The organism is Paracoccus niistensis (assembly GCF_042432925.1).
Lineage (GTDB): Bacteria > Pseudomonadota > Alphaproteobacteria > Rhodobacterales > Rhodobacteraceae > Paracoccus > Paracoccus niistensis.
The window spans coordinates 301632-324937 of the sequence record NZ_JBHLWE010000017.1 but is presented as its reverse complement, the minus strand read 5'-3'; the positions used below and the strand labels follow the sequence as shown (position 1 = coordinate 324937).

Below are 23306 nucleotides of genomic sequence, written 5' to 3'. Positions count from 1 at the left end.
AGCCTCCGGTGCGAGGCGGTGCCTTGGACCAAGGGGAGGTGTGCATGACCCTGCCGCGCAACCGCATCAGCCTGATTACGCTCGGCGTGGCGGACCTTTCCCGCGCCCGCCGCTTTTATTGCGACTGGGGCTGGACCCCGCATCCAGGCGCGCCCGAGGGACTGGCTCTGTTCCAGATGCCCGGCCTTGCGCTGGCACTGTTCGCCCTGGACGACCTGGCCGAGGACCAGCGCCGCGCGAAAGCCGAACTCGGGACCGGCGCCGCGACGCTGGCCCACAACTGCCGCGACGTGGCTGAGGTCGAGGCGGCTTTCCAGTCCGCGCTTGAGGCCGGAGCCACCTGCCTCAAGCGGCCCGAGAAGGCGGCATGGGGCGGCACCTCCGGCTACTTTGCCGACCCTGATGGCCATGTCTGGGAGATCGCGCACAACCCCTTCTGGCCTCTGGCCGAGGATGGCGCCCTCATGCTCCCCTGAGGTTCTTCCTGACCCAGATACCCATTGCTATCGCGATGCGATCACCACGTCGCAGATCTCGAACCGGGTCACGTCCACCAGCCCCAGGTCCGAGATCCGCAATTCGGGGATCACCACCAGCGCCAGCAGCACATGCTGCATGATCGCGTTGTTCAGCGTGCAGCCGCAGTCGCGGATGGCGCGGTTGACGGCCTTGGCGGCCTCGGCGACTTCGGGCGCAGGACGGTCGGACATCAGCCCGGCGATGGGCAGGGCGACATGGGCCAGTTCCGCCCCGTCGCGGAAGACGGTAATGCCGCCGCCAAGCTCGGCCAGCCGGGCCGAGGCCGCGGCCATGTTCTCGCCGCAGGTGCCGACGACGATCATGTGGTGGCTGTCATGGGCGACCGTCGAAGCGACGGCCATGCGGCCCTGAAAGCCGAAGCCCGAAACAAAGGCATTGACCACGCCGCCGGTGCCCTTGTGGCGTTCGACCAGCGCGATGCGCTCGACGCCCTCGGGGATCACCTCGCTGTCGCGGACGGGCAGGGTCGCGGTCAGGGCGCGGGTGGGGGCCTGGTTCTCGATGACGCCGATCACGCGGACCTCGGCCTCGGTGCCTTCGGCGGGCACGCGGAAGTCGGTGGCGGTCAGCGCCCGGCCGAGATGGACCGAGTTCCGCGCCGCCTCGGGCCACTCGATCAGCGGGCAGTCCACCAGCAGGCGGCTTTCTTCCGCCACCAGCCGGCCCTGCGCCACGACCGTCTCGACGGGCAGCGTCCGCAGGTCCGAGGTCAGGATCACGTCTGCCCTGCGTCCGGGCGTGATCGACCCGAGTTCCCGTTCCAGCCCGAAATGCCGGGCGGTGTTGATGGTCGCCATCTGGATCGCGACCAGCGGATCGCAGCCGCACTCAATGGCATGGCGCACCACCCGATCCATGTGCCCGTCATGGACCAGCGTCCCCGCGTGCGAGTCGTCGGTGCAGAGCATGAAGCCCGAGGGGTCGAGGCCGCGTTCCGTGATCGCCGTGATCTGCGCCTGGACGTCGTGCCATGCGGACCCCAGCCGCAGCATCGCGCCCATGCCCTGGCGCACGCGGGCGATGGCCTGCGCCTCGGCCACCGTCTCGTGGTCGTCGGCGGCGCCGCCCGCGACATAGGCCGAGAAGGCGCGGCCGAGGTCGGGGCTCGCGTAATGGCCGCCGACCGTCTTGCCGGCGCCGCGGGTGGCGGCGATCTCGGACAGCATCGCGGGGTCCCCGGCCGAGACGGCGGGGAAGTTCATCATCTCGCCCAGGCCCACGATGCCGTCCCAGCCCATGGCCTGCGCGACCTCTCCCGCCGTGATTGGATGACCCGTGGTTTCCAGCCCAGGCGCCGAGGGGGCGCAGCTTGGCATCTGGGTCAGCATGGTGATCGGCTGGATCAGGCTTTCGTCGCGCATGAGCCGCACGCCTTCCAGCCCCATGACGTTGGCGATCTCGTGCGGGTCGTGCAGGATCGTGGTCGTGCCGTGGGGGATCACCGCTGCCGCAAAGCCCGCAGGCGTCAGCATCCCCGATTCCACGTGCATGTGGGCGTCGATGAAGCCGGGGACCATGTAGCGCCCGTTCGCCTCGATCACCTGCGTCTCGGGGCCGATGTTGGCCGAGGCGTCGGGCAGGACGCAGGCGATGCGGCCGTCCGCAATGGCGATGTCCTGGCCGGGCAGGACCTCGCGCGTGTGGACGTTGACCCATTGGCCGCCTCGGATCACCATGTCGGCGGGCGCACGGCCTGCGGCGACCTCGACCAGCCGCGCCTGAGCCTCGATCCACGGTTTCAGCATCGACGGGTCCCTTTCGTTCGTTCGATAATGCGGCGCAACTTGCGCCAGCGGGCGCGGGAAAGGAAGCCGGATGGAATGGCAGGGCGAGGGAACGGCGATCGCGCGGCGCCGGCATGGCGAGCACGCGGTGATCCTGACCACGCTGACGCGCGAGCTGGGGCTGATCTCGGGCGTCGTGCCGGGCGGCGCGAGCGTGCGGCGCGCGGCCATCCTTCAGCCCGGCAACAGGTTGTCCCTGCGCTGGCGGGCGCGGCTTGACGACCAGCTGGGCAGCTTCACGGTCGAGCCGGGGCGGACGCGCGCGGGGCTGATGGCGGATGCGGACGCCTTGGCGGGCCTGAACGCGGTGACGGCGCTAATCGCCTGGGCCCTGCCCGAGCGCGACCCGCATCCACGGCTGGTCGATGCGACGGAAGGCTTGCTGGACGCGATGGAAGGGGGCAGCGGAGGGGGCGCTGGCGGCACTGCCGGAGCCGGGGGGCTGTCTGCCCCCCTTGCCGCTACCGCGGCCTTCCTCGCTGAAAACGGTCCACCGGACCGTTTCCCGGGCGCTCGGAAGCCCCGAGGATATTTCCACGAAGAAGAAACTCACTTGCCGCCCTGGACAGAGCAGTATCTTCGTTGGGAGCTTCTGCTGCTGGACGAACTGGGCTTCGGTCTGTCGTTGGATCGCTGTGCGGTCAGCGGCGCACGCGAGGGGCTGATGTATGTTTCGCCCAGGACCGGCCATGCAGTGACGGCCGAGGCGGCGGGAGAGTGGGCGGCGCGGCTGCTTCCCTTGCCGGGCATTCTGGGCGGGCCGGAAGCGGAAGGCGGTCTTGCCGCCGGTTTCGCGCTGACCGGGCACTTTCTGACCACGCGGCTGGCCGAGGCACAGGTGGGCCGGCCCTTGCCCGCCGCCCGCGCACGGCTGGTGGCGCGGCTGACCGCTGCACCCAATGACAAGGGCCACCCAGAGGGGCGGCCCTGAGAAGGCTCAGTTCCCCGAGCGTTCCAGCGTCATCCAGCCCAGCGGGCTCTTGATCTTCAGCACGCCACCCGACCATTCGGCCTCGGATGCCTGGGTCACGGCCTCGAGGAAGCGGCCCTCGAAGCCCTTGTGGCCGCAGGGATTGTCGGTCCAGTTCATCACGCTGACGCTGATCTGGGGAAGGGTCGCGGCGTTGGTCGCGGCAAAGGTGTTGCACGGCCCGTTGCCGGTGATCTGGCCGGGCGTCAGGCGGATGCGGGAATCGCGCGTGGGCACGGCCTCTTGGCCGAACCCGACCATGGTGTAGGTGCCGAAGGGAATGCCGCCCTCGAAGCCCGTGCCGTCGGCGGGCAGGGGCTCGGGGCCGCAGGCCGCCAAGGTGGCGAGGCTTGCGGAAACGGCGGCGATGCGCAGGGCGGAGATCATGTAAGGCTTCCCCCGATGAACAGGTGTTTGACTTCACGAGAATATCGCACGGCCCTGCCACCGGGTTGCCATAATGTCCATGCACGGGGGCGCGAGCGGCGCCCGTCGTGCCATTCGGGCAACGCGATCAGCCCAGCAGACGCCGCGCGATCACCTGCGCCTGGATCTCGGCCGCACCCTCGAAGATGTTGAGGATGCGCGCGTCGCAGAGCACCCGGCTGATCGTGTATTCCAGCGCGAAGCCGTTGCCGCCGTGGATCTGCAGGGCATTGTCGGCGGCGGCCCAGGCCACGCGGGCGCCCAGCAGCTTGGCCATGCCCGCCTCCAGGTCGCAGCGCTTGTCGTGGTCCTTCTGCCAGGCCGAGTGATAGGTCAGCTGGCGGGCGATCATGATCTCCACCGCCGTCAGCGCCAGCTTGTCGGCGACGCGGGGAAACTCGATCAGCGACTTGCCGAACTGCTTGCGGTCGATCGCATACTGCATCCCCAGTTCCAGCGCCGACTGCGCGACGCCCACGGCGCGGGCGGCCGTCTGGATGCGGGCGGATTCAAAGGTCTGCATCAGTTGCTTGAAGCCCTGGCCCGGCTGGCCGCCCAGCAGGTTCTCGGCCTTGACCTTGAAGCCGTCGAAGCCGAGCTCGTATTCCTTCATGCCGCGATAGCCGAGCACCTCGATCTCGCCGCCCGTCATGCCGGGGGTGGGGAAGGGGTCCGCGTCGGTGCCGGGGGTCTTCTCGGCCAGGAACATCGACAGCCCGCGCCAGTCGGTCGTGTCGGGCTCGGTCCGCGCTAGCAGTGTCATCACATGGGTGCGGGCGGCATGGGTGATCCAGGTCTTGTTGCCGGTGATCTCCCAACCTTCCTCGGTCCGAACGGCGCGGGTCCGCAGGGAGCCCAGGTCCGAGCCGGTGTTGGGCTCGGTGAAGACGGCGGTGGGCAGGATCTCGCCGCTGGCGAGCTTCGGCAGCCACTGTTCCTTCTGCTCGGGCGTGCCGCCGACAAGGATCAGTTCGGCCGCGATTTCGGAGCGGGTGCCCAGCGAGCCCACGCCGATATAGCCGCGCGACAGTTCTTCCGAGACCACGACCATGGAGGCCTTGGACAGGCCGAGGCCCCCGAACTCTTCGGGGATGGTCAGGCCGAAGACGCCCAGTTCGGCGAGTTCGTTGATGACCTCCATCGGGATCAGCTCGTCCTTCAGGTGCCATTCATGGGCGTTGGGGATCACCCGGTCGTCGGCATAGCGGCGGAACTGGTCGCGGATCATCTCCAGGTCTTCGTCAAGGCCGGTGGCCCCGACCGTCGCCCGGCCGACGTTGTCCTGCATCAGCGCGACCAGCCGCGCGCGCGCCTGCGGGCTGTTGCCCCCCATCGCCGCGCGGGCCGCGTCCGAGGGCTGCCAGTCGATCCCGAGGTCCGAGAGCCGCGCGAACTCGGTCTGGCTCATGGGGATGCCGCCGGCGATCTGCGTCAGGTATTCGCCGAAGCCAATCTGCAGGATCAGCGCCTCGATCTCGCCGAACCCCTCGCCCAGCCGCCCGGCCCAGGCCGACAGCTGCTTGAGCGACTCGACATAGGTCGCCAGCCAGGACAGCGCATGGGCCGCGTGCTGTTCGGTTTCCAGAGCGGCCGAGTCGATCCTGCCGCCGCCCACCCGCGCCCGCAGCGCCTCGGTCGCGCGGGCGAGAAGCGCGTCGAGTTCCGGGACAAGGGTCTGCGCGTCGGCAGGGGAAAGGGTGGCGCGGGCGTCAAGCATGGGGCTGTTCCTGCGAGAAGGGGCTCGACTCTGCCTAGCCCTTTCGCAGGTGCAGCGCAACTATGCTGCGCAGGCGCAGTCTTGTGCGCAGCTTCGTTGCGCGCGCGGGCGATGGCCGCCCTCAGAAAGCCTGTCCCTGCGGCCACCTCTTGCCGCCACGCCTGCGCGGGGGCAGGGTCCGCGCCATGTTCGGCCTCGACCCCCAGACGCTTCTGCTTGTTTCCGCCATCACCTTCGGGGCGGGCACCATCAAGGGCGCGATCGGCTTTGCCATGCCGATCATCCTGATGTCGGCGCTGGGCTCGTTTCTTCCCACGCAGGTGGCCTTGGGGCTGATGATCCTGCCCGTGCTGCTGACGAACGTGCAGCAGGCGACGCGGCAGGGCATGGGCGCGGCCTGGGGGACGGCGCGCGACTATCGCTGGCATATCGCGATGGTGGCGGTCTTCATGTTCGTCTCGGCCCCCTTCGCGCGGGTGATCCCCCAGCCGCTGATGTATCTCGCGCTGGGGGTGCCGATCCTCGGCTTCGCGCTGTGGCAGCTGTCGGGCCGCCCGATGGCCCTGCCGATCCACCACCGTCGCCGGGCCGAGGTCACCAGCGGCATCATCGGCGGGCTTTACGGCGGGGTGTCCGGCATCTGGGGGCCGCCGCTGATCGTCTATCTGCTGTCCATCGGCGCCCCAAAGCTGGAACAGATCCGGGTGCAGGGCGTCGTTTTCCTTCTGGGAGGGGCCGCATTGACGGTGGCGCATCTTGCCTCGGGCGTGCTGAACGCACAGACGCTGCCGCTGTCCCTGCTGATGGTGATCCCCGCCTTCGCCGGGATGCAGCTGGGCTTCTGGCTGCAGGACCGGATGGACCTGGCGCAGTTCCGGCGCTGGACCCTGGTGCTGCTGGCGCTGACCTCGCTGAACCTGATCCGCCGGGGGATAGAGGTGATGTCATGACCGATCCCGCCCTTCTGACCGCCCGCCTGATCCGCTGCGCGTCGGTCACCCCCGAGGCCGGCCCGGCGCTGGACCTGCTGCAGGAGGTGCTGGAGCCTGCCGGATTCGACTGTCGCCGGGTGGACCGGAACGGCGTGCCGAACCTTTACGCGCGCTGGGGAGCCAAGGGTGCGCGCAGCTTCGGCTTCAACGGTCATGTGGACGTGGTGCCCCCCGGCGATCCGGCCAGCTGGACCCATCCGCCCTTTTCCGGCGCGCTGGCGGACGGGATGATCTGGGGCCGGGGCGCCACCGACATGAAGTCGGGCGTGGCCGCCTTTGTCGCGGCGGCGGTGGATTTCGTGACCGAGACGCCCCCCGACGGCGCCGTGATCCTGACGGTCACCGGCGACGAGGAAGGGCCGTCCCGCGACGGCACCCGCGCCATCCTCGACTGGATGGCGCAAGCGGGCGAGCGGATGGACGTCTGCATCGTCGGCGAGCCCTCGAACCCCGAGGTGATGGGCGAGATGATCAAGATCGGCCGCCGGGGCAGCCTGACCGCGCAGATCACCGCCACCGGCCGCCAAGGCCATGCGGCCTATCCCCATCGCGCGCTCAATCCCCTGCACGCGCTGGTCCGGCTGCTGGGGGACCTGACCGCCCGGCCGCTGGACGAGGGGATGGCGCATTTCGACCCTTCGGGGCTGCAGGTCACGACCATCGACTGCGGCAACCCGGCCTCGAACGTCATCCCCGAACGGGCGACCGCGACCGTCAACATCCGCTTCAACGACGCCCATACCGGTGACAGCCTGACCGCCATGCTGCGCGAACGCGCGGCAGCGGTCGAGGCCGAGACCGGCGTCCGCATCGCCCTTGCCGTCACGGTCAGCGGCGAATCCTTCGTGACCGAGCCCGGTCCCTTCGTGGACTTGGTGGCGGGAGTCGTGACCGAGCACACCGGCCGCGTCCCGGTCCTTTCCACCTCGGGCGGCACATCGGACGCCCGCTTCGTCAAGGACCACTGCCCGGTGGTCGAGTTCGGCCTTGTCGGTGCCTACATGCACCAAGTGGACGAGCGCGTCCCCGCCCTTCAGGTCCACCAGTTGAAAGCCATCTACCAGTCCATCCTGCAGCGGTATTTCGCATGAAGATCACCGTCACCGACGATTTCCCCGCCTGTGCCGCGATCCGCCGCCGCGTCTTCATCGAGGAACAGAACGTTCCCGAGGAACTGGAGCTGGACGATCTCGACGCCACCGCCGTGCACCTGCTGGCGACGCAGGACGGCCGCCCCGTCGGCACCGCCCGCCTGCTGATCGAGGGCGAGACCGCCAAGATCGGCCGCGTCGCGATCCTGCCCGAACTGCGGGGCACGGGGGCGGGCGCGGCCCTGATGCGCGCCGCGCTGGACGAACTGCGCGCGCGCGGCGTCACCAGGGCGAAGCTGGGCGCGCAGACCCATGCCATCGGCTTCTACGAGCGGCTGGGCTTCACCGTCCATGGCCCGGAATACGACGACGCGGGCATTCCTCACCGCGACATGAGCCTGGCGCTGTGAGGCGGGCGTGATCCGCCCCGAGCTGGTCGCCCGCTTCAAGCCCTGGCGCGAATTGGGGGCCGCCGCGCTGACCGGCGCCTTCGGCCTCCGGGTCTTTGCGCAGGGCGGGTTGTTCTTCCGGCCGCTGGGCGGGGCGATCCTCGCCTTCGCCGTCCTCTGGGGACTGGGCGCCTGGCGCCGTCGCCGCTTTGCCGCCCCTGTCGGCGCGCCGGGGCTGGTCGAGGTCGAGGAGGGCGCGATCCGCTACTACGGCGCGCGCGCCCTGGGCGGAGAGATCGCGCTGCGCGACCTGTCCCAGATCCGCCTGATCCGGTTGGAAGGCCACGCCCATTGGCGGCTGCGGACGCAAGCGGGCGAGGCGCTGCTGATCCCGGTCGAGGCGGCGGGCGCGGCCGCCTTGGCCGACGCCTTCGCGGCCCTGCCGGGCTTCGACCTGCGCGCGGCCGCGGCGGCGCTGGCGGCGAACGACGCCTTCCGGATCGTCTGGCAGCGGAAGGACTGACGCAAAGGGAAAAGACCGGGAAACCCCCGGTCTTTTCGTCTGATCCAAGTATCCAAGGGTGCGGAGCCAGAACTGCCTCTCCCTCAGCTCCGTGCCAGCAGGTCGGTGATCCGGCGCACCGAGGCGCGGCGGTTGGCGCGGATGTCGCCTTCCTGCGGCACCTTCAGGAACTGCTCGCCATAACCCTGCACCACCATGTTTTCCGGCGGCACGCCGAAGAATTCGGTCAGGGCCAAGGCGACCGACTCGGCCCGGCGGTCCGACAACGCCAGGTTCATGGCATCCGCGCCCACCGTGTCGGTGTGCCCCTCGATCAGATAGATTTCCGAGGGGTTCTGCCGCACGCTGTCCGCAATCACGCGCCCCAGCGAGGCCAGCGCCTGCGCCTGGTCCGGCTTGATCGCGGCCGAACCGGTATCGAAGGTGATCGCCTGGATGTCCACGGGGGCGACCAGGGCGCGCACCTCGGGGATGTTGCGGATCTGGCCCAAGGTGAAGGTCCGGTCCACCTGCGTTTCGCGCCGCAGCGCCTCGCGCAGGGCATCCTCGGACAGCTGCTGGCCGGGGGCGACCACGACCGGTCGCGCGGGCGGGGGCAGGCTTGCCACGTCCACGGGCGCGACCTGCGCCGTTTCGTCGATCAGCGCGGTGGTGGTGCCGTTCGGCTGCACCAGCGTCCGGCGCAGCACGCGCAGGTCGGCGTCGCGGATCGTTACGACCTGGCTGCCGTCCTCGCGCGTGACAATGGTCCGGGTCGAGCCGTCGGCATATTCCTCGGTCTGCACGGTCGAGCCGGGACGCAGCAGCAGGGCGTTGTCGTCCTTGATGATCTCCTGGCTGCCATCGGGCCGGGTCACGACGACGCGGTCCCCGGTGTTGAGTTCCACCTGGCGGTTGTTCGACAGAAGCTGCCCCACGGCAAGCCCGGCAAGCGCCGGCAGCACCGCCTGGCGCAGCACGTTTTCCAGGTTGCTGCGGTCATCGTCACTGTCGCGCGCCTCTGCCTGCGCATCGTCCGTTGTGACGGGCTGTCCGTCCGCGCCGACGACCACCGGGGCGGTCGCGCCCTGCGTGCCCCCCACCACGGGGATGTCGCCCTGGCGCAGCGCCCCGCGCACGTCGGTCAGGAAGTCCTCGGTCGCGCTGCGCGAGGTTTCCTCGGTCACCTGCCGCGTGTCCGAGGTCGTGACCGGCGCGGCCGTCTCGGCCAGCGCGGCGGCGGCCGGGGCGGCTGCCGCCGCGGCGGCCTCGCGGGCGGCGTCGGTCGGGCGTGCCTCGGCCTCGGGAACCTCGCGCGCGCCGGCGAGGGCGGCGGCAAGCTCCTCGTCGGTGGGGGCGGTCGGCGTCGCTGCCGCGCCTTCCGTGACGACCGGGGCTGCGTCTTCTGCCGCTGGGGCAGCCGTCGCGGCGGCTCCGGCCGCCGCTTCAGCCGCAGGGGCCGATCCTTCCGAAACGGTGCCCTCGACGATCGGGGCCGTGGCGGTGCCTCCGGTGGCGGCGCTTTCCGCTGCAGCCTGTCCGGTTGCCTCGGCCGGGCTGGTCGCCTCGGTCGCAGGTGCTGCGCCTGCGTCCCTGTCGGCACTTGCCGCCGAAGCCGCCGCGCCGCTTTCCGCGGCAGGGGCCGCGTCGGTGCTGGCCTCGCCTTCGCTGCGTTCGGCCAGCGCGCGGGCCAGGTCGGCCTCGGACGGCGCATCTGCAGCGGCCGGAGCTTCGGCCGCCGCGGCGGGCTCGCTTGTCTCTGGGGCGGCCTGTGCCTGCGGGGCAGGCGTCGGCGCCTCGGGGGACGCCGCAGCTTCTTCGGCTGCCTGTGCAGGCGTCTCGGCGGCAGGCTCGGCCGCGACGACCGGCGCTTCGGCGGGTTTGGGTGCGGCCTCCGGCTGTGCTTCGGCCCTGTCCTCAGGTTCGGCTTCGGCCGCCTGCGCGGGCGGCTCGGCAGCGGGCTCTGCCTCCACGACCGGTGCCTCGGCAGGTTCGGGTGCCGCTGCAGAGGCTTCCGCCGTGTCCTCGGGGGCGGCAGCTTCGACGGCCGGCTCTTCGGCACCGGCTGCAGGCTCTTCCGCCGCTGCCGGAGCTTCCGCCGGCGCAGCAGCCTCGGGTTCGGGCTCCGGCGCGGCCTCTGCCACGGGTTCGGGGGCGGGCGCTTCGGCGGCCGGCTCTTCGGCCATGACCGGTGCATCCGCTTCGGCCGCGGCGGCGGCAGCCGCTGCATCGGCCGCCGCTGCATCGGCCGCCGCTGCATCGGCGCTTGCGTTATCTTCAGCCGCAGCGTCAGGCAGCGGCACGGCGTCGGTCGCCGTCGCCCCGTCCGCCTGCGCCACCCGCACGGGGGCGGGCAGGTCGGCCTCGGACCTCGGCGCGCCGTAAAGCTTGCCATCCGCCGGCACCAGCCTGCCTTCGCCGTCCACGCGCTTCACCTGCTGCGGCGCGGGCGCAAGGACGAAGCTGCCGTCCTCGACCATCTGCACGGCGATGCCCTTGGGCGTGAACAGGGGCGAGCCCTCGGGGCAGGGCTTCGGCGCGTTCATCAGGCAGTTCAGGTCGTCCGCCTTCAGGCCCGCGCGGATTTCCTCGTCCAGCATCCGGGCCAGTTCCGGCATGTTGCCTGACCGCGCCTGGGCGATCCGGGCGGCGTCGGGGGCAGGCAGGGCCTGTGCCCCGCTTGCATGCGGCAGGGCAAGGCCGAGGCCCAAGGCAAGCGCGGTGGAATTGCGGAAAAAGGTGCGAGGCATTGCGGCTCCATGTCCCGAGGCGCGGCAAGGGCGCCGCGCAGTTCCGGCCCGCAAGAGGCGGGCTGTCCGGGAATGAACCACCAAATCCCCGCCGCGTTCCCCCCACGCCTGCGTGAAGGCGGCCAAAGCCTTGTGAAAACGGCGTGATCGGGCGCGCCGCCCCGGGGCGGCGCGGCCTCTGTCACTCCAGCTCGACCAGCAGGTCCTTGGCGTCGATCTGCTGTCCCGGCGCCACATGGACGGCCTTCACGGTGGCCTCGCGGTCGGCGTGGATGCCGGTCTCCATCTTCATCGCCTCGATGGTCAGCAGCAGGTCGCCCGCGCGCACCTTCGCCCCCGCCTGAGCGGCCACCGTCGCCACCACACCCGGCATCGGCGCGCCGAGATGGCCGGGGTTCGCCCCGTCCGCCTTGGGCCGGGCGGCGGTCAACCCCTTGGCGCCACGGTTCGGCACGCGCACGGTGCGGGGCTGGCCGTTCAGTTCGAAGAACACCCGCACCTCGCCCGCGTCGTCGGTGTCGCCGATGGTCTGCAGGCGGATCTCCAGTGTCTTGCCGGGGTCGATCTCGACGCTGATCTCCTCGCCCGGCTCCATCCCGTAGAAGAAGGCGGGGGTGGGCAGGGTCCGGACAGGGCCATAGACCTTGTGCCGTTCCGCGTAGTCGCTGAAGACCTTGGGATACATCAGCCAGCCGTTGAAGTCCTCGTCGTCGAGGTCCGTGTCCAGCTTCGCCTGCACCTCGGCGCGGGCGGCTTGCAGGTCCACGGGCGCCATCAGGGCGCCGGGCCGCTCGGTGATGGGGGTCTCGCCCTTCAGGACCTTCCTTTGCAGCGCCTCGGGCCAGCCGCCGGGGGGCTGGCCGAGGTTGCCGCGCATCATGTCCACGACCGAATCGGGGAAGGCGACCTCGACGGCGGGGTCCTCGACCTGCGCCCGCGTCAGCCCTTGGGCCACCATCATCAGCGCCATGTCGCCCACGACCTTGGACGAGGGCGTGACCTTGACGATGTCGCCGAACATCCGGTTCACCTCGGCATAGGTCTCGGCCACCTGGTGCCAGCGGTCCTCGAGCCCCAGCGAGCGCGCCTGCGCCTTGAGGTTGGTGAACTGCCCGCCCGGCATTTCGTGCAGGTAGACCTCCGACGCCGGGGCGCGGCCGCCCGCCTCGAAGGCGCAATACTGGTCGCGCACCCGTTCCCAGTAGTTCGAGATTTCGCGGATCGCGCCGATATCCAGACCGGTGTCGCGCTCGGTCCCGTCCAGCGCCTCGACGATGGACCCGAGGCAGGGCTGCGAGGTGCCGCCGGAAAAGGCGTCCATCGCCGCATCCACGATCGCCACGCCCGATTCGGCCGCCGCCAGCACCGTGGCCCCCGCGATGCCGCTGGTGTCATGGGTGTGGAAGTGGATGGGCAGGCCGACGTCCTCGTGCAGCGCCTTGAACAGCACGCGCGCGGCGGCGGGCTTCAAGAGCCCCGCCATGTCCTTGACGCCGAGCACATGGGCGCCGGCGTCCCGCAGCTGCCGCCCCATGTCGACGTAATAGCCAAGGTCATACTTGGACCGCTCGGGGTCCATGAGGTCGCCGGTATAACAGATCGCGGCCTCGCAGAGCTTGCCCGAATCCACCACGGCATCCATCGCCACGCGCATGTTCTCGACCCAGTTGAGCGAGTCGAAGACGCGGAAGACGTCCACGCCGGATTTCGCGGCCTGGGCCACGAAGCTCTGCACCACGTTGTCGGGATAGTTGGTGTAGCCTACGCCGTTACTGGCGCGCAGCAGCATCTGCGTCATGATGTTGGGCATGGCCGCCCGGATGTCGCGCAGCCGCTGCCAGGGGCATTCCTGCAGGAAGCGGTAGGCCACGTCGAAGGTCGCCCCGCCCCAGCATTCGACCGAGAAGAGCCCCGGCAGGTTCGCCGCGTATGTCGGCGCCACCCGGATCATGTCGATGGACCGCATCCGCGTCGCCAGCAGCGACTGGTGCCCGTCGCGCATGGTGGTGTCGCTCAGCAGAAGCCGCTGCTGGCGGGACAGCCAGTCCACCACGCCCTGCGGCCCCTCGCGGTCGAGGAGCTGCCGCGTGCCCTCGGGCGGCTCCTGCCGCGGGGCAGGGGGGACGGGCAGCTTCGCCTCGGCGGGGCGCGGGCGGCCCTTGGTCTCGGGATGCCCGTTCACGCTGATGTCGGCGAGGTAGGTCAGGATCTTCGTCGCCCGGTCCTGCCGGGGCGAGAAGTCGAACAGCTCGGGCGTCGTGTCGATGAACTTGGTCGTCGCCTGGTCCGACAGGAAGACCGGATGCTTCAGAAGGTTGATGACGAAGTCGATGTTGGTCGAAACGCCCCGCACCCGGAACTCGCGCAGAGCCCGGTCCATGCGGCGGATCGCGGCCTCGGGCGTCTGCGCCCAGGCGGTGACCTTCACCAGCAGCGAATCGTAGTAGCGGGTGATGACCGCGCCCGCATAGGCCGTGCCGCCGTCCAGACGGATGCCGTTGCCGGTGGCCGAGCGATAGGCGGTGATGCGGCCATAGTCGGGGATGAAGTTGTTCTGCGGGTCCTCGGTCGTCACGCGGCACTGGATCGCATGGCCCGAGAGCGTCACGTCCGCCTGCGAGGCGTGGCCGGTCGCCTCGGCCAGCGTCGCGCCTTCGGCGATGCGGATCTGGGCCTGCACGATGTCGATGCCCGTGACCTCCTCGGTCACCGTATGCTCGACCTGGACGCGGGGGTTCACCTCGATGAAGTAGAACTGCTGCGAGTCCATATCCATCAGGAACTCGACCGTGCCCGCGTTGCGGTAGCCGACGGCCTGCCCGATCTTCAGCGCCAGCCCGCAGACCTCGGCCCGCTGGTCCTCGGTCAGGTAGGGGGCGGGTGCGCGCTCGACGACCTTCTGGTTGCGGCGCTGCACGGTGCAGTCGCGCTCATACAGGTGGTAAAGCCCGCCGTGGCTGTCGCCGAGCAACTGCACCTCGACGTGGCGGGCGCGCAGGATCATCTTTTCCAGATAGCCCTCGCCGTTGCCGAAGGCGGCCTCGGCCTCGCGCCGGCCCTCGCGGACCTTTTCGGCCAGTTCGGCCGCCGACTGGATCGGCCGCATCCCCCGGCCGCCGCCGCCCCACGACGCCTTCAGCATAAGCGGATAGCCGATTTCTTCCGCCTGCCGCGCCACCTCGGCCATGTCGTCGCCCAAGACCTCGGTCGCGGGGATCACCGGCACGCCCGCCTGAATCGCCACACGACGGGCCGAGGCCTTGTCCCCCAGTGCCCGCATCGTCTCGGCCGTCGGGCCGATGAAGGCGATGCCGGCGGCGGTGCAGGCGTCCACGAAATCGGGGTTTTCCGACAACAGCCCATAGCCCGGATGGATCGCATCCGCGCCCGAGGCCTTGGCCACCCGGATGATTTCCGGGATCGACAGATAGGCCGCGACCGGGCCCAGCCCCTCGCCGATGCGATAGGCCTCGTCCGCCTTGAAGCGGTGGAGGCTCAGCTTGTCCTCCTCGGCATAGACGGCGACCGTCCGTTTGCCGAGTTCGTTAGCCGCCCGCAGCACGCGAATCGCGATTTCGCCACGGTTCGCCACAAGGATCTTGTTGAACATATGTTCCCCCGGAGGATTTGGGGCGAACCTTTCAGCAGGCCGGAGCCGAGCGCAAGCGCGACGATGGGCTCAGCGCCGCGCGGCGAAGAAGCGGCGCAGAAGCTCGGCCGCGGGCTCGGCGGCGATGTCCTCGTAGACTTCGGGTCGGTGATGGCACTGGGGATGGTCAAAGACCCGCGCCCCATGCGCCACGCCCCCCATGCGCGGGTCGGGGGCGCCGTAGTACAGCACGGCGATCCGCGCGGCGGAAATCGCGGCCGCGCACATCGGGCAGGGTTCCAGCGTGACCCACAGCCGGTGGCCCGGCAGGCGCTCGGACCCGGCTGCGGCGCAGGCCGCGCGGATGGCGAGGATCTCGGCATGCGCCGTGGGGTCGGACAGCTCGCGCGTGCGATTGCCGGCGGCGGCAACGACGCGGCCTGAAGGGTCGGTCAGGACGGCACCCACGGGCACCTCGCCCCGGTCGGCGGCGGCGCGGGCTTGCGCCAGGGCGGCATCCATGTGGCTGCGGAACATGGGGCGGGGATGCCGTGACGCGGGGCCGGGCGCAAGAACCGCTTTCGCCCGAGCAGCGTTGGGTCTAGACGCGGCGCCTTGTCGCCACACCACCGCAGCGATGCGCAGGAGATCGCCATGACCGACGCTGACACCCCCCGCAACGAAGACGACGAAACCCTGCCGCCCGTCGAGGTCGCCGAGCAGGAGGACGCCGACGAGATCGAGCTTGCCGCCGAGGACAAGGCGGACGAGCCTCTCGACGACGACGACGACGACGACGACGACGACGACGACGACGACGACGACGACGACGACGACGACGACGACGACGACGACGACGACGACGACGACGACGACGAGCCCGCGAAAGCTGGCGCGGCGAAGAACTCCGCGCCTGCGCAGTCCTCGGGTGGCGAGCGCATCGCCAAGGTCATGGCCCGCGCGGGCGTGGCCAGCCGCCGCGAGGCCGAGCGGATGATCGTGGAAGGCCGCGTCACCGTGAATGGAAAAAAGATCTCCAGCCCGGCGCTGGACGTGCTGCCCGCCGACAAGGTGACGGTGGACGGCAAGCCGATGGAGGCCGCGCAGGAAACCCGGCTGTGGCTCTATTACAAGCCGGTCGGCCTTGTGACCTCGGAATCGGACGAGAAGGGCCGCCAGACGGTTTTCGACGCCCTGCCGCGCGAGTTGCCGCGGGTGATGAGCGTGGGGCGGCTCGATCTCAACTCGGAAGGACTGCTGCTGCTGACCAATGACGGAGAGCTGAAGCGGCGGCTGGAACTGCCCTCGACCGGCTGGTTGCGCCGCTATCGCGTGCGGGTGAACGGGCAGCCCAACGACCTGACCTTCGATCCCCTGCGCCGCGGCGCCACCATCGAGGGCGAGGAGTTCGCGCCGATGGAGATCAAGCTCGACAGCCAGCAGGGCGCGAATGCCTGGCTGACGGTGGGCATCCGCGAGGGCAAGAACCGCGAGATCCGCCGCGCGATGGCCCATGTCGGGCTGATCGTTAACCGGCTGATCCGCATCGGCTACGGCCCCTTCAAGCTGACGGGGATGGAGGAGAACGAGGTCCGCGAGGTCAAGCGCCGCGTGCTGCGCGACCAGCTGGGCGGGCTGCTGACCGGCGAGACGGACGAGGCGCCGCGCGCCGCAGGCCGCGGCCGCCCGGATGCTCCGCGAGGGCCGCGCCGCGAGGGCGATATGGGCGAACGCAAGCCGCGCGCCCCGCGCCGTGACGCCGAGGGCGGTGACCGCAAGCCTTGGTCCTCGCGGCCCGAGGGTGCCGAACGCAAGCCCCGCACGCCACGCCGCGACAGCGAGGGTGGTGAGCGCCGGTCTTGGTCCCCGCGGCCCCAGGGCGACAATGCCGAGCGCAAGCCGAGGGCGCCCCGGCGCGAGGGCGAAGGGGCGGATCGCAAGCCCTGGGCCGCCCGTTCGGGCGAGGCTCGGCCTCCACGGGGCGAGGGCTTCGAGCGCAAGCCGCGCCGCGAGGGGGGCGACTTCGACCGCAAGCCGCGCGAAGGGGGATATGAGCGTGGCCCCAGGACCGGCGGGTTCGACCGCAAGCCTGCGGGGCCCGGCCGTGCCGAGGGCGGACGTTTCGGTGACCGCGAGCGCGGCCCCCGTCCGGCCGAGGGCGGGTTCGAGCGGAAGGGCCCCGGCCGGCGCACCGAGGGGGAAAACCGCCCCCGTGGTCCGCGCGCCGAGGGCGCGGGACAGCGTCCTGATCGTGCGCGCAGCGAGGGCGGCCCGCGCGGCGAGCGCAAGCCCTGGGCCCCGCGCGAGCAGCGCGACAACGACCGCCCGGCGCGGCCGCCGCGTGAAGGGGCCCCGCGCGGTCCCCGGCGCGGCGACGACGAGGGCTTCGCGCGCAAGCCGCGCGGCCCGCGCCCCGACCGTCCGCAGGGTGAAGGTGGGCGCCCCGACCGGGCCGAGCGTGGTTCCCGTCCCGGCGGACCGGCACAAGGCGGCCGCCCCCGGCAGGGCGGTGCGGGACCGGGCAAGCCTCGGGGCGGTGCGCCGACCGGGCGCGGGCCGGGAGGCAAGCCCGATGGCCGGCCCAAGGGCCCGCGCAGCCCCGACCGGGGTTGAGAGGGTCTTCGGACCGTTGGCGCGACCCGTTCAGGACCACGGGTCGCGCCTTTTCGGCAGGGCGATGATTCGCCTTGTCGTTGAATTGCCTTTGCCGGAGTCGCCAAGCCCAGTGATCCGTTTCTATTGGTTCGCACTTGGTTCCCTGCCTTTCCGGAACAATTGGAAAATGCGCGGTTTTCTGCCTGCAAAGGCAATATTGATGCAGATGCGCCACAGCCTTCCGGGGCTGTCCGCGCAGCGAGGAACCAGGGGCGAAAGCGGGTGTTGGCCAAAAAGCAACAGTACCCGCTGACCCGCAGCGAAACCGGCCGTTAGCCGCTTTTCAATATCGGGCCTTTGTGTAACTGTCGCCTCGATGCTGTCGGGAAACCGGCAGACTTCAAAAGAGTACGGAGCATGATCATGACCAAATTCGCTACCTTCGCCGCGGCCCTTGGCCTGTCGGCTTCGTCGGCTCTCGCCGGCGGCTACGTCGCCCCGGTCGTCGACGTCGAGCCCGTCGTCGTCGACACTCGTCCGGCGTCGACCAACGCCGGTCTCGTCGTCCCCGCCCTGCTGCTGCTGGGCGTCATCGCTGCCGTCGCTTCGGACGACGATGACGATGATGACGACGACGCCGGCACCACCAACTGATCTTTCCGGATCGGTACCGATCAGGGGCCAGTCTTCGGACTGGCCCCTTTTCGTTGCAGCACCCCGGAAGGGGCGACCAGACGTCCGAAAGGAAAAAGGCCTGCCGGACGGCAGGCCTTTCCACAGTTCGAGATCCAGCGCCGGTCAGTTTCGCAGCACCTGGATGGTCGCATAGCCTAGGCCCGGCCCGATCCACTGCCGCGACACCCCCGCCGAGGGCAGGTAGCTGTTCTGGAAGGACAGCCCGTGGCCCTCGCAGTTCTCGACCATGACGCCGGCCTTGGGGCCCGGACCCACCTGGCAGGTGAAGTCGATCGGCCGTTCCAGACCGTCGCCGCTGTAATAGCGCATCACCCGCTTCGCGGTCCCCGAGCGGCCCGCCTGGACCAGCGCGGCCGAGGGCGCGGCCTCGGCGACCGACAGGTCGCGGCCAAGCCCGCGCGTCCCCGTCACCATGAAGCCGCGCATGATCACGGCCTGCTCGTTGGGGGTCATGTAGGTCCGCATGCCCCCGTTCTGGCCCGTCATGGCCATCACCTGGGTGGTGCCCGACTGTTCAAGCCCCACCATGATCAGGGGGCCCGGATTGGCTGCCAGGGCCGCGGCGGCCATCTCGTCGGGGCTGCGCGCGGGGGCGGGGGTGCCCTGGCTGCGCCGCTCGGTCACGATCTGGCCCAGCGCCGCACGCGCGATCCCGAAGGGCGAGGCCGAGGGTTCGGCCTCGTCGTTGCCGTTGCGGCCCGAACAGCCCGCCGCCAGGGCCACAAGGGTCAGGGCGGACACCAGCTTCAGCATGGACCTGTTCATCGCCAGAATTTCCCCCAACCGTCATACATCTTGGTCGAATGGCTGTCGCGGATTGTTTCGTACAGCCGGTCATCGACACGCACCCGCCGCCCGCCGTCGCGGTTGAGCGAGCTGATCGTGCCGCCCACCGTCCGCTTGGACGGCATCCCCGTCGCCCAGGCCAGCGGGATCTTGATCTCGATGCCCTTGTCGAACGAGCCCTCGCCATATTCCTCGGCCGACAGGTCGGTCTTGGTGGCATAGGCCCCGACCGACCAGCCGCTGGCGAATTCCCGCGTCAGGGTCACGGTCGCGCCGTCGTCTCCCGCCAGATAGCGGCCCACGTCCAGCTGGCCCACGAAGCCGCCACCGAATTCGTAATAGGCGGACACGTGGCCCGTGGTGACCTCGTAGTCGAGGAACTCGAAGGCGTCCTCGTAGTCGCGCTTGCGGACGCGGTTGATCTCGGCCCCCAGTGCCAGGCGCGAGTTCACGGGCTTCCACAGCACCTCGCCCGAGACGCCGCCATACATGTTTTCGAGAAGGCCGACCGTCACGCGGGTATAAACCGTCTGCGTCGGATGGGCGTTCCAGTTCAGCGTCAGTTCGGGCACCCGCAGCTTGTCGTTGCCCGAATACATCCGCCCGTCCGAGCGGACACGGTAGACGCCGTTGTTGTCCTCGGCGATCTGCTCGTCGGACAGGGCCAGGTATTCCTCTACCGAAAGGTCGCCGGGCGCCTCCTGCTCGGCATTGCCGAACAGGCGCTGGCGGACAGTGCCCTTCAGGGTCAGGCCTGGCACCAGTTCGTAGCTGGCCGAAACGGCGGCGCCGACTTCGTAGCGGAAGGGCTCGTCGGGGTCGAAGAGGCCTGTGGAAAGATAGGGACGCAGACCCCACTGGAAGCGCGGCGTCACCTCGGGGTTGCGGACGAGGCCGGCGGGGCGCGGATCGGCGTCGGTCAGGGCGGCCACGCTGGCGATCTGCCCGGCCTCGGTGTTCTCCAGCCGCTCGACATCCGACCGGCGCATGGTGACCGAGGACACGGGCATCCCGCCTTCGACCGAGGTTACGACAAGCGTTTCCACGGAGGGCGGCAGGGCGCGGGTCATCAGCCGCGCGGTGCGGCCCACAGCCTCGGCCTGCTGGATGTAGCGGTTGTTGCGGATGCGGACCTCGGCGCGCGTGGCGGTCAGCACCATGGACTCGAGCGTCTGGCCTTCCTTGCGCAGCGCGTCGCCCAAGGCCTTCTGGATCGCGGGCTGCGCGGTGGGGTCCTGCGCCCAGGCGCCGGACCAGCCCTCCGGGTCCGCCGCCACGGCTGCGCGCGGGCGCACGGGCGCGGGGCCCTTTTCCAGCCCCGAAGGGAAGGGCGCGCGGCGCGGGTTCAGCGTCATGCTGGCCTGGATGCCGAAATGCTTGCCGCCCAGCACATAGGCGCCGATCTGGTAGTTCGGCCCCATCTGGTAGCTGAGACCGAGGTTGACGTTGTTGGACAGCGGCTCCTCGTCGCTGAGCCAGGCGGTGCGGGCGCAGTTGTCCGCATCGCCCGTTTCGCAGGCGTAGTCGTCGCCGGAATATTCGGCCAGCAGCGTCAGCTTGTCGGTGGCCTTCCACTGGAGGTTGATGAAAGGCGCGGCCTCGCCCCGGAACCACTGGTCGGTGTTCAGCGAGCCGCCTTCCTCCTCGTCCGGTGCCCCCCGGTCGTCGATCAGCGAACCGATGCCGCCGGAACTGGCCAGCCGTCCCCAGCCAAGACCCGCCGAGACGCGCAGGCGCGGCGACAGCGTCTTGGTCGCGACCACGTATTCCGAGGCATAGAAGCCCGTCCCGATCGCATCCTGCAGGCCCACTGCGACCGAGGGCCGCCAGCCGCCCGGGGATTCGTCCAGCAGCGACACGCGGATGTCGAAGGACCGGTCGCGGACATAGCCGCGGTCTTCCTCGGTGCTGTCGAACTTGCCATAGCGCAGCACGGCCGTGACGCGGGGCAGGATCTGGAAGCTGAGGCCGGTGCTGTTGCCCAGTTCGGTATAGCCCAGGACCGCACCCAGCGTCGCGTCGGGCATCATCTCGGCCGTGGGGGTGTCGATCACGCCGGGCAGGCCATAGCGGTTCGTCACCGTGCCGATCATGGGATCGGCGAAGCCCGCGCCGGCCGGAACCAGCGCCGCCGCAACCGGCAGCGCCGTGGCCAGCAGGCGGCGGGTCAGAGGGGTCAGGCGGGCTTTCGTCATGCGAACTGTCCTTTCGCGGGCGGAACCGGGGCGCAAGGGCCGTCGGGTCTTCCTGTGCCGGTGGCGGCGCGGCGCCGGGTCGTCATGGCGCGGGCCGCGTCGCCGCCCGCTGCCGTCGTCATGCCCTGGGTGGTCGGGCCGAGGTCGCGGGCGTGGCCGTAGCTGTGGCCGCGGCCGGGGCGGCGCAGCCCGGCAGGGTCCTGCCGCTGGCGCGGACGGTCGCGGTCAGCGGCTGGCCGCCGCAATCCTGCGCGTTCACCCGCAGCACGAAGGGCTGGCCGCCCAGCACGCCGATATATTCGACGCCGCCCGAATAGGGGATGCGGCGCACGGTGATGTTCGCCGCTTTCCCGCCCGCGGGCTCGAAGCGGGCGGTGGTGCCCTTGACGCTGGCGGCCCAGCCCTCGCCCGCGGCGGTCAGGTCGGTGACGGCAAGCGTTTCGGCGTCGGCGGTGGCGACCTTGGCGGTCTTGCCCTCGATCTCGAGCGGCTGGACGGTCGGCGAGGCGCCGGTCGGTTCGGGGATGGTCGGAACGGCCGGCGTGGCCGGGGCGGCGGCCACCGGCTCGGGCTTGTCCCAGGGCATCCGCAGGTTCTGCATGTTCTGCATGGCCTGGCTGTCGCATCCGGCCAGCGCGAGCGGCAGCGCCAGCAGGGCAAAGCGCAACGTCATGTTAGTTTCCTGTCCCAGGTCGTTCTTTTGCTGTCAGCCTTAGACAGCGCGCCCCTTCGTGACAAGCATTCCCGGTGGCCGAAGTCCCGCCTGCGGCGCGGATTCGCCGTCAGCAGTTGGGAACGTTGACGGCGAGGCCCCCCAGCGAGGTTTCCTTGTATTTCTCGCTCATGTCGCGTCCGGTCTGGCGCATTGTCTCGATAGCGGCGTCCAGCGGCACGAAATGCCTGCCGTCGCCCCTAAGCGACAGGCTGGCGGCGCTGACCGCCTTGATCGCGCCAAGCCCGTTCCGCTCGATGCAGGGCACCTGCACCAGCCCGGCGACAGGATCGCAGGTCATCCCCAGGTGATGTTCCAGCGCGATCTCGGCGGCGTTCTCCACCTGCTCGGGGGTGCCGCCGAGGACCGCTGCCAGCCCCGCCGCCGCCATGGCGCTGGCGGAGCCGACCTCGGCCTGGCACCCCGCCTCGGCCCCGGAGATCGAGGCATTGTGCTTGACCAGCCCGCCAATGGCCGAGGCGGTCAGAAGGAAGGTGCCGATGTCGCGCTCGGAGGCGCCGGGCACATGGTCCAGCCAGTAGCGGATCACGGCGGGCACGACGCCGGCTGCCCCGTTGGTGGGCGCGGTGACGACCTGTCCGCCCGCCGCGTTCTCCTCGTTCACGGCCATGGCATAGGCCGACATCCAGTCGTTGATGACATGGGGCGCGGTCAGATTCTGCCCGCGTTCGGCCAGCAGCGCCTGATGAATGGCGGCGGCACGGCGGCGGACCTTCAGCCCGCCGGGCAGCGTGCCCTCTGCCGCGAGCCCCCGGTCCATGCAGTCGCGCATGACCTGCCAGATGCGGGCGAGCCCGTCGCGGATCTGCGTCTCGCTGCGATAGACGCGCTCGTTCGCGAGCTTCATCTGCGCGATGGACAGGCCCGATTGCGCCGCCATCTCCAGCATCTGCGCGGCGGTCGAGAAGGGGTAGGGCACGGCCGACGCCGCATCACTGCGCCGGTCGGACGCACGGTCCTCCAGCTCTGCTTCCGTCAGCACGAAGCCGCCGCCGATTGAGTAATAGGTTTCACGCAGGATCACATCGCCCTGTGCGTCCGTCGCCATCAGGATCATGCCGTTGGCATGGCCGGGCAGGGGGCGGTCGAAGTCGAAGATCAGGTCGCGTTCCGGGTCGAAGCGCAGGTCCCCCAGGCCCTCGGGGTGCAGCAGGCGCGTCTGGCGGTTCTGCTCCAGCGCGGCATCGGCGGCCTCGCGGTCCATCGTCTCGGGGGTGAAGCCCGCAAGGCCCAGGATCGTCGCCCGGTCGGTGGCATGGCCCTTGCCGGTGAAGGCGAGGCTGCCGTGCAGGCTGGCCCGCAGCCCCTGCGCGCGGAAGAGCGCGGCGCGCAGCAGATCGAGAAAGCGCGCGCCCGCGACCATCGGCCCCATCGTGTGCGACGAGGACGGCCCGACGCCCACCTTGAAGAGATCGAAGACCGACAGGAACATGGCAGCGCCTTCCCCTTGCGAAACCCGGGGCAAGGTAGGGGTCCTGCCGCCCGCGCGCCAGCCCTCGCGCATTTGCAATCTGCCTGAATTTTGTGCATATCGAACGCCTGCGAGGCAGT

The 23306-nt window shown here is 70.3% G+C and carries 18 protein-coding genes; 8 read left to right on the top strand and 10 right to left on the bottom strand.

Annotated features, from left to right (window positions below; genetic code table 11):
* Nucleotides 1-50: 50 nt before the first annotated feature.
* Entirely contained in the window at nucleotides 51-476 is a 426-nt protein-coding gene (locus ACFFII_RS05845) for a VOC family protein (protein ID WP_377698182.1), read from the top strand.
* 27 nt (nucleotides 477-503) lie between these two features.
* Here ACFFII_RS05845 and ade read toward each other — a convergent pair whose 3' ends face one another.
* Nucleotides 504-2285, bottom strand: a complete 1782-nt coding sequence (gene ade / locus ACFFII_RS05840; RefSeq protein ID WP_377697944.1) for an adenine deaminase — start codon at nucleotides 2283-2285, stop codon at nucleotides 504-506.
* Nucleotides 2286-2355: 70 nt separating this feature from the next.
* Between ade and recO the strand changes: the two genes are divergently transcribed.
* Nucleotides 2356-3255 (top strand): DNA repair protein RecO, encoded by a 900-nt coding sequence (gene recO / locus ACFFII_RS05835; RefSeq protein ID WP_377697943.1) that lies wholly within the window; start codon nucleotides 2356-2358, stop codon nucleotides 3253-3255.
* A gap of 6 nt (nucleotides 3256-3261) precedes the next feature.
* On the opposite strand, the gene ACFFII_RS05830 is transcribed toward recO, so the two are convergent.
* Both ACFFII_RS05830 and ACFFII_RS05825 read right to left on the bottom strand, forming a co-directional pair.
* The gene (locus ACFFII_RS05830; RefSeq protein WP_377697942.1) at nucleotides 3262-3681 is read right to left on the bottom strand and encodes an META domain-containing protein; all 420 of its coding nucleotides are present in this window, start codon (nucleotides 3679-3681) and stop codon (nucleotides 3262-3264) included.
* A 127-nt stretch (nucleotides 3682-3808) separates the two neighbouring features.
* Entirely contained in the window at nucleotides 3809-5437 is a 1629-nt protein-coding gene (locus tag ACFFII_RS05825) for an acyl-CoA dehydrogenase family protein (RefSeq protein WP_377697941.1), read from the bottom strand.
* A 185-nt stretch (nucleotides 5438-5622) separates the two neighbouring features.
* Between ACFFII_RS05825 and ACFFII_RS05820 the strand changes: the two genes are divergently transcribed.
* The 4 genes from ACFFII_RS05820 to ACFFII_RS05805 are packed head-to-tail and all read left to right on the top strand — an operon-like array spanning nucleotide 5623 to nucleotide 8432.
* Complete coding sequence (locus tag ACFFII_RS05820; protein WP_377697940.1) at nucleotides 5623-6387, top strand: sulfite exporter TauE/SafE family protein; 765 nt, start codon at nucleotides 5623-5625, stop codon at nucleotides 6385-6387.
* A complete protein-coding gene (gene dapE / locus ACFFII_RS05815; protein ID WP_377697939.1) occupies nucleotides 6384-7520 on the top strand; it encodes a succinyl-diaminopimelate desuccinylase in 1137 nt (378 codons plus the stop codon). Before ACFFII_RS05820 ends, dapE begins: the two co-directional genes overlap by 4 nt.
* Complete coding sequence (locus tag ACFFII_RS05810; RefSeq protein ID WP_377697938.1) at nucleotides 7517-7930, top strand: GNAT family N-acetyltransferase; 414 nt, start codon at nucleotides 7517-7519, stop codon at nucleotides 7928-7930. The genes dapE and ACFFII_RS05810 overlap by 4 nt, the downstream gene beginning before the upstream one ends.
* Before the next feature lie 7 nt (nucleotides 7931-7937).
* Nucleotides 7938-8432: a hypothetical protein gene (locus ACFFII_RS05805; RefSeq protein WP_377697937.1), complete on the top strand. Its 495-nt coding sequence runs from the start codon at nucleotides 7938-7940 to the stop codon at nucleotides 8430-8432.
* Nucleotides 8433-8515: 83 nt separating this feature from the next.
* Here ACFFII_RS05805 and ACFFII_RS05800 read toward each other — a convergent pair whose 3' ends face one another.
* The 3 genes from ACFFII_RS05800 to ACFFII_RS05790 all read right to left on the bottom strand — a co-directional run bounded on the left by ACFFII_RS05800 (nucleotide 8516) and on the right by ACFFII_RS05790 (nucleotide 15287).
* Entirely contained in the window at nucleotides 8516-11161 is a 2646-nt protein-coding gene (locus ACFFII_RS05800; protein ID WP_377697936.1) for an OmpA family protein, read from the bottom strand.
* A 181-nt stretch (nucleotides 11162-11342) separates the two neighbouring features.
* The gene (gene pyc / locus ACFFII_RS05795; RefSeq protein WP_377697935.1) at nucleotides 11343-14771 is read right to left on the bottom strand and encodes a pyruvate carboxylase; all 3429 of its coding nucleotides are present in this window, start codon (nucleotides 14769-14771) and stop codon (nucleotides 11343-11345) included.
* A 69-nt stretch (nucleotides 14772-14840) separates the two neighbouring features.
* On the bottom strand, nucleotides 14841-15287 hold the full coding sequence (locus ACFFII_RS05790) for a nucleoside deaminase (protein WP_377697934.1): 447 nt from the start codon (nucleotides 15285-15287) through the stop codon (nucleotides 14841-14843).
* 117 nt (nucleotides 15288-15404) lie between these two features.
* Here ACFFII_RS05790 and ACFFII_RS05785 point away from each other — a divergent pair, with 117 nt between their 5' ends.
* Nucleotides 15405-17363, top strand: a complete 1959-nt coding sequence (locus ACFFII_RS05785; RefSeq protein ID WP_377697933.1) for a pseudouridine synthase — start codon at nucleotides 15405-15407, stop codon at nucleotides 17361-17363.
* Between the two features lie 399 nt (nucleotides 17364-17762).
* Nucleotides 17763-17999, top strand: coding sequence for a hypothetical protein (locus tag ACFFII_RS05780; protein ID WP_377697932.1), 237 nt, complete (start codon nucleotides 17763-17765; stop codon nucleotides 17997-17999).
* Between the two features lie 144 nt (nucleotides 18000-18143).
* Here ACFFII_RS05780 and ACFFII_RS05775 read toward each other — a convergent pair whose 3' ends face one another.
* The 4 genes from ACFFII_RS05775 to ACFFII_RS05760 form a co-directional block, all read right to left on the bottom strand.
* Complete coding sequence (locus ACFFII_RS05775) at nucleotides 18144-18806, bottom strand: YjbF family lipoprotein (protein WP_377697931.1); 663 nt, start codon at nucleotides 18804-18806, stop codon at nucleotides 18144-18146.
* A complete protein-coding gene (locus ACFFII_RS05770; RefSeq protein ID WP_377697930.1) occupies nucleotides 18803-21022 on the bottom strand; it encodes a YjbH domain-containing protein in 2220 nt (739 codons plus the stop codon). Before ACFFII_RS05770 ends, ACFFII_RS05775 begins: the two co-directional genes overlap by 4 nt.
* Nucleotides 21023-21140: 118 nt before the next feature.
* Nucleotides 21141-21695, bottom strand: a complete 555-nt coding sequence (locus ACFFII_RS05765) for a hypothetical protein (RefSeq protein WP_377697929.1) — start codon at nucleotides 21693-21695, stop codon at nucleotides 21141-21143.
* Nucleotides 21696-21804: 109 nt separating this feature from the next.
* Nucleotides 21805-23187 (bottom strand): L-serine ammonia-lyase, encoded by a 1383-nt coding sequence (locus ACFFII_RS05760; protein ID WP_377697928.1) that lies wholly within the window; start codon nucleotides 23185-23187, stop codon nucleotides 21805-21807.
* Between the last annotated feature and the right edge of the window lie 119 nt (nucleotides 23188-23306).

Excerpts from the sequence above, each read along its gene's own strand:
- ade (WP_377697944.1), bottom strand. The coding sequence starts at position 2,285 with ATGCTGAAACCGTGGATCGAGGCTCAGGCGCGGCTGGTCGAGGTCGCC.
- recO (WP_377697943.1), top strand. The coding sequence starts at position 2,356 with ATGGAATGGCAGGGCGAGGGAACGGCGATCGCGCGGCGCCGGCATGGC.
- ACFFII_RS05830 (WP_377697942.1), bottom strand. The coding sequence starts at position 3,681 with ATGATCTCCGCCCTGCGCATCGCCGCCGTTTCCGCAAGCCTCGCCACC.
- ACFFII_RS05825 (WP_377697941.1), bottom strand. The coding sequence starts at position 5,437 with ATGCTTGACGCCCGCGCCACCCTTTCCCCTGCCGACGCGCAGACCCTT.
- ACFFII_RS05820 (WP_377697940.1), top strand. The coding sequence starts at position 5,623 with ATGTTCGGCCTCGACCCCCAGACGCTTCTGCTTGTTTCCGCCATCACC.
- dapE (WP_377697939.1), top strand. The coding sequence starts at position 6,384 with ATGACCGATCCCGCCCTTCTGACCGCCCGCCTGATCCGCTGCGCGTCG.
- ACFFII_RS05810 (WP_377697938.1), top strand. The coding sequence starts at position 7,517 with ATGAAGATCACCGTCACCGACGATTTCCCCGCCTGTGCCGCGATCCGC.
- ACFFII_RS05800 (WP_377697936.1), bottom strand. The coding sequence starts at position 11,161 with ATGCCTCGCACCTTTTTCCGCAATTCCACCGCGCTTGCCTTGGGCCTC.
- pyc (WP_377697935.1), bottom strand. The coding sequence starts at position 14,771 with ATGTTCAACAAGATCCTTGTGGCGAACCGTGGCGAAATCGCGATTCGC.
- ACFFII_RS05790 (WP_377697934.1), bottom strand. The coding sequence starts at position 15,287 with ATGTTCCGCAGCCACATGGATGCCGCCCTGGCGCAAGCCCGCGCCGCC.
- ACFFII_RS05785 (WP_377697933.1), top strand. The coding sequence starts at position 15,405 with ATGACCGACGCTGACACCCCCCGCAACGAAGACGACGAAACCCTGCCG.
- ACFFII_RS05780 (WP_377697932.1), top strand. The coding sequence starts at position 17,763 with ATGATCATGACCAAATTCGCTACCTTCGCCGCGGCCCTTGGCCTGTCG.
- ACFFII_RS05775 (WP_377697931.1), bottom strand. The coding sequence starts at position 18,806 with ATGAACAGGTCCATGCTGAAGCTGGTGTCCGCCCTGACCCTTGTGGCC.
- ACFFII_RS05770 (WP_377697930.1), bottom strand. The coding sequence starts at position 21,022 with ATGACGAAAGCCCGCCTGACCCCTCTGACCCGCCGCCTGCTGGCCACG.
- ACFFII_RS05765 (WP_377697929.1), bottom strand. The coding sequence starts at position 21,695 with ATGACGTTGCGCTTTGCCCTGCTGGCGCTGCCGCTCGCGCTGGCCGGA.
- ACFFII_RS05760 (WP_377697928.1), bottom strand. The coding sequence starts at position 23,187 with ATGTTCCTGTCGGTCTTCGATCTCTTCAAGGTGGGCGTCGGGCCGTCC.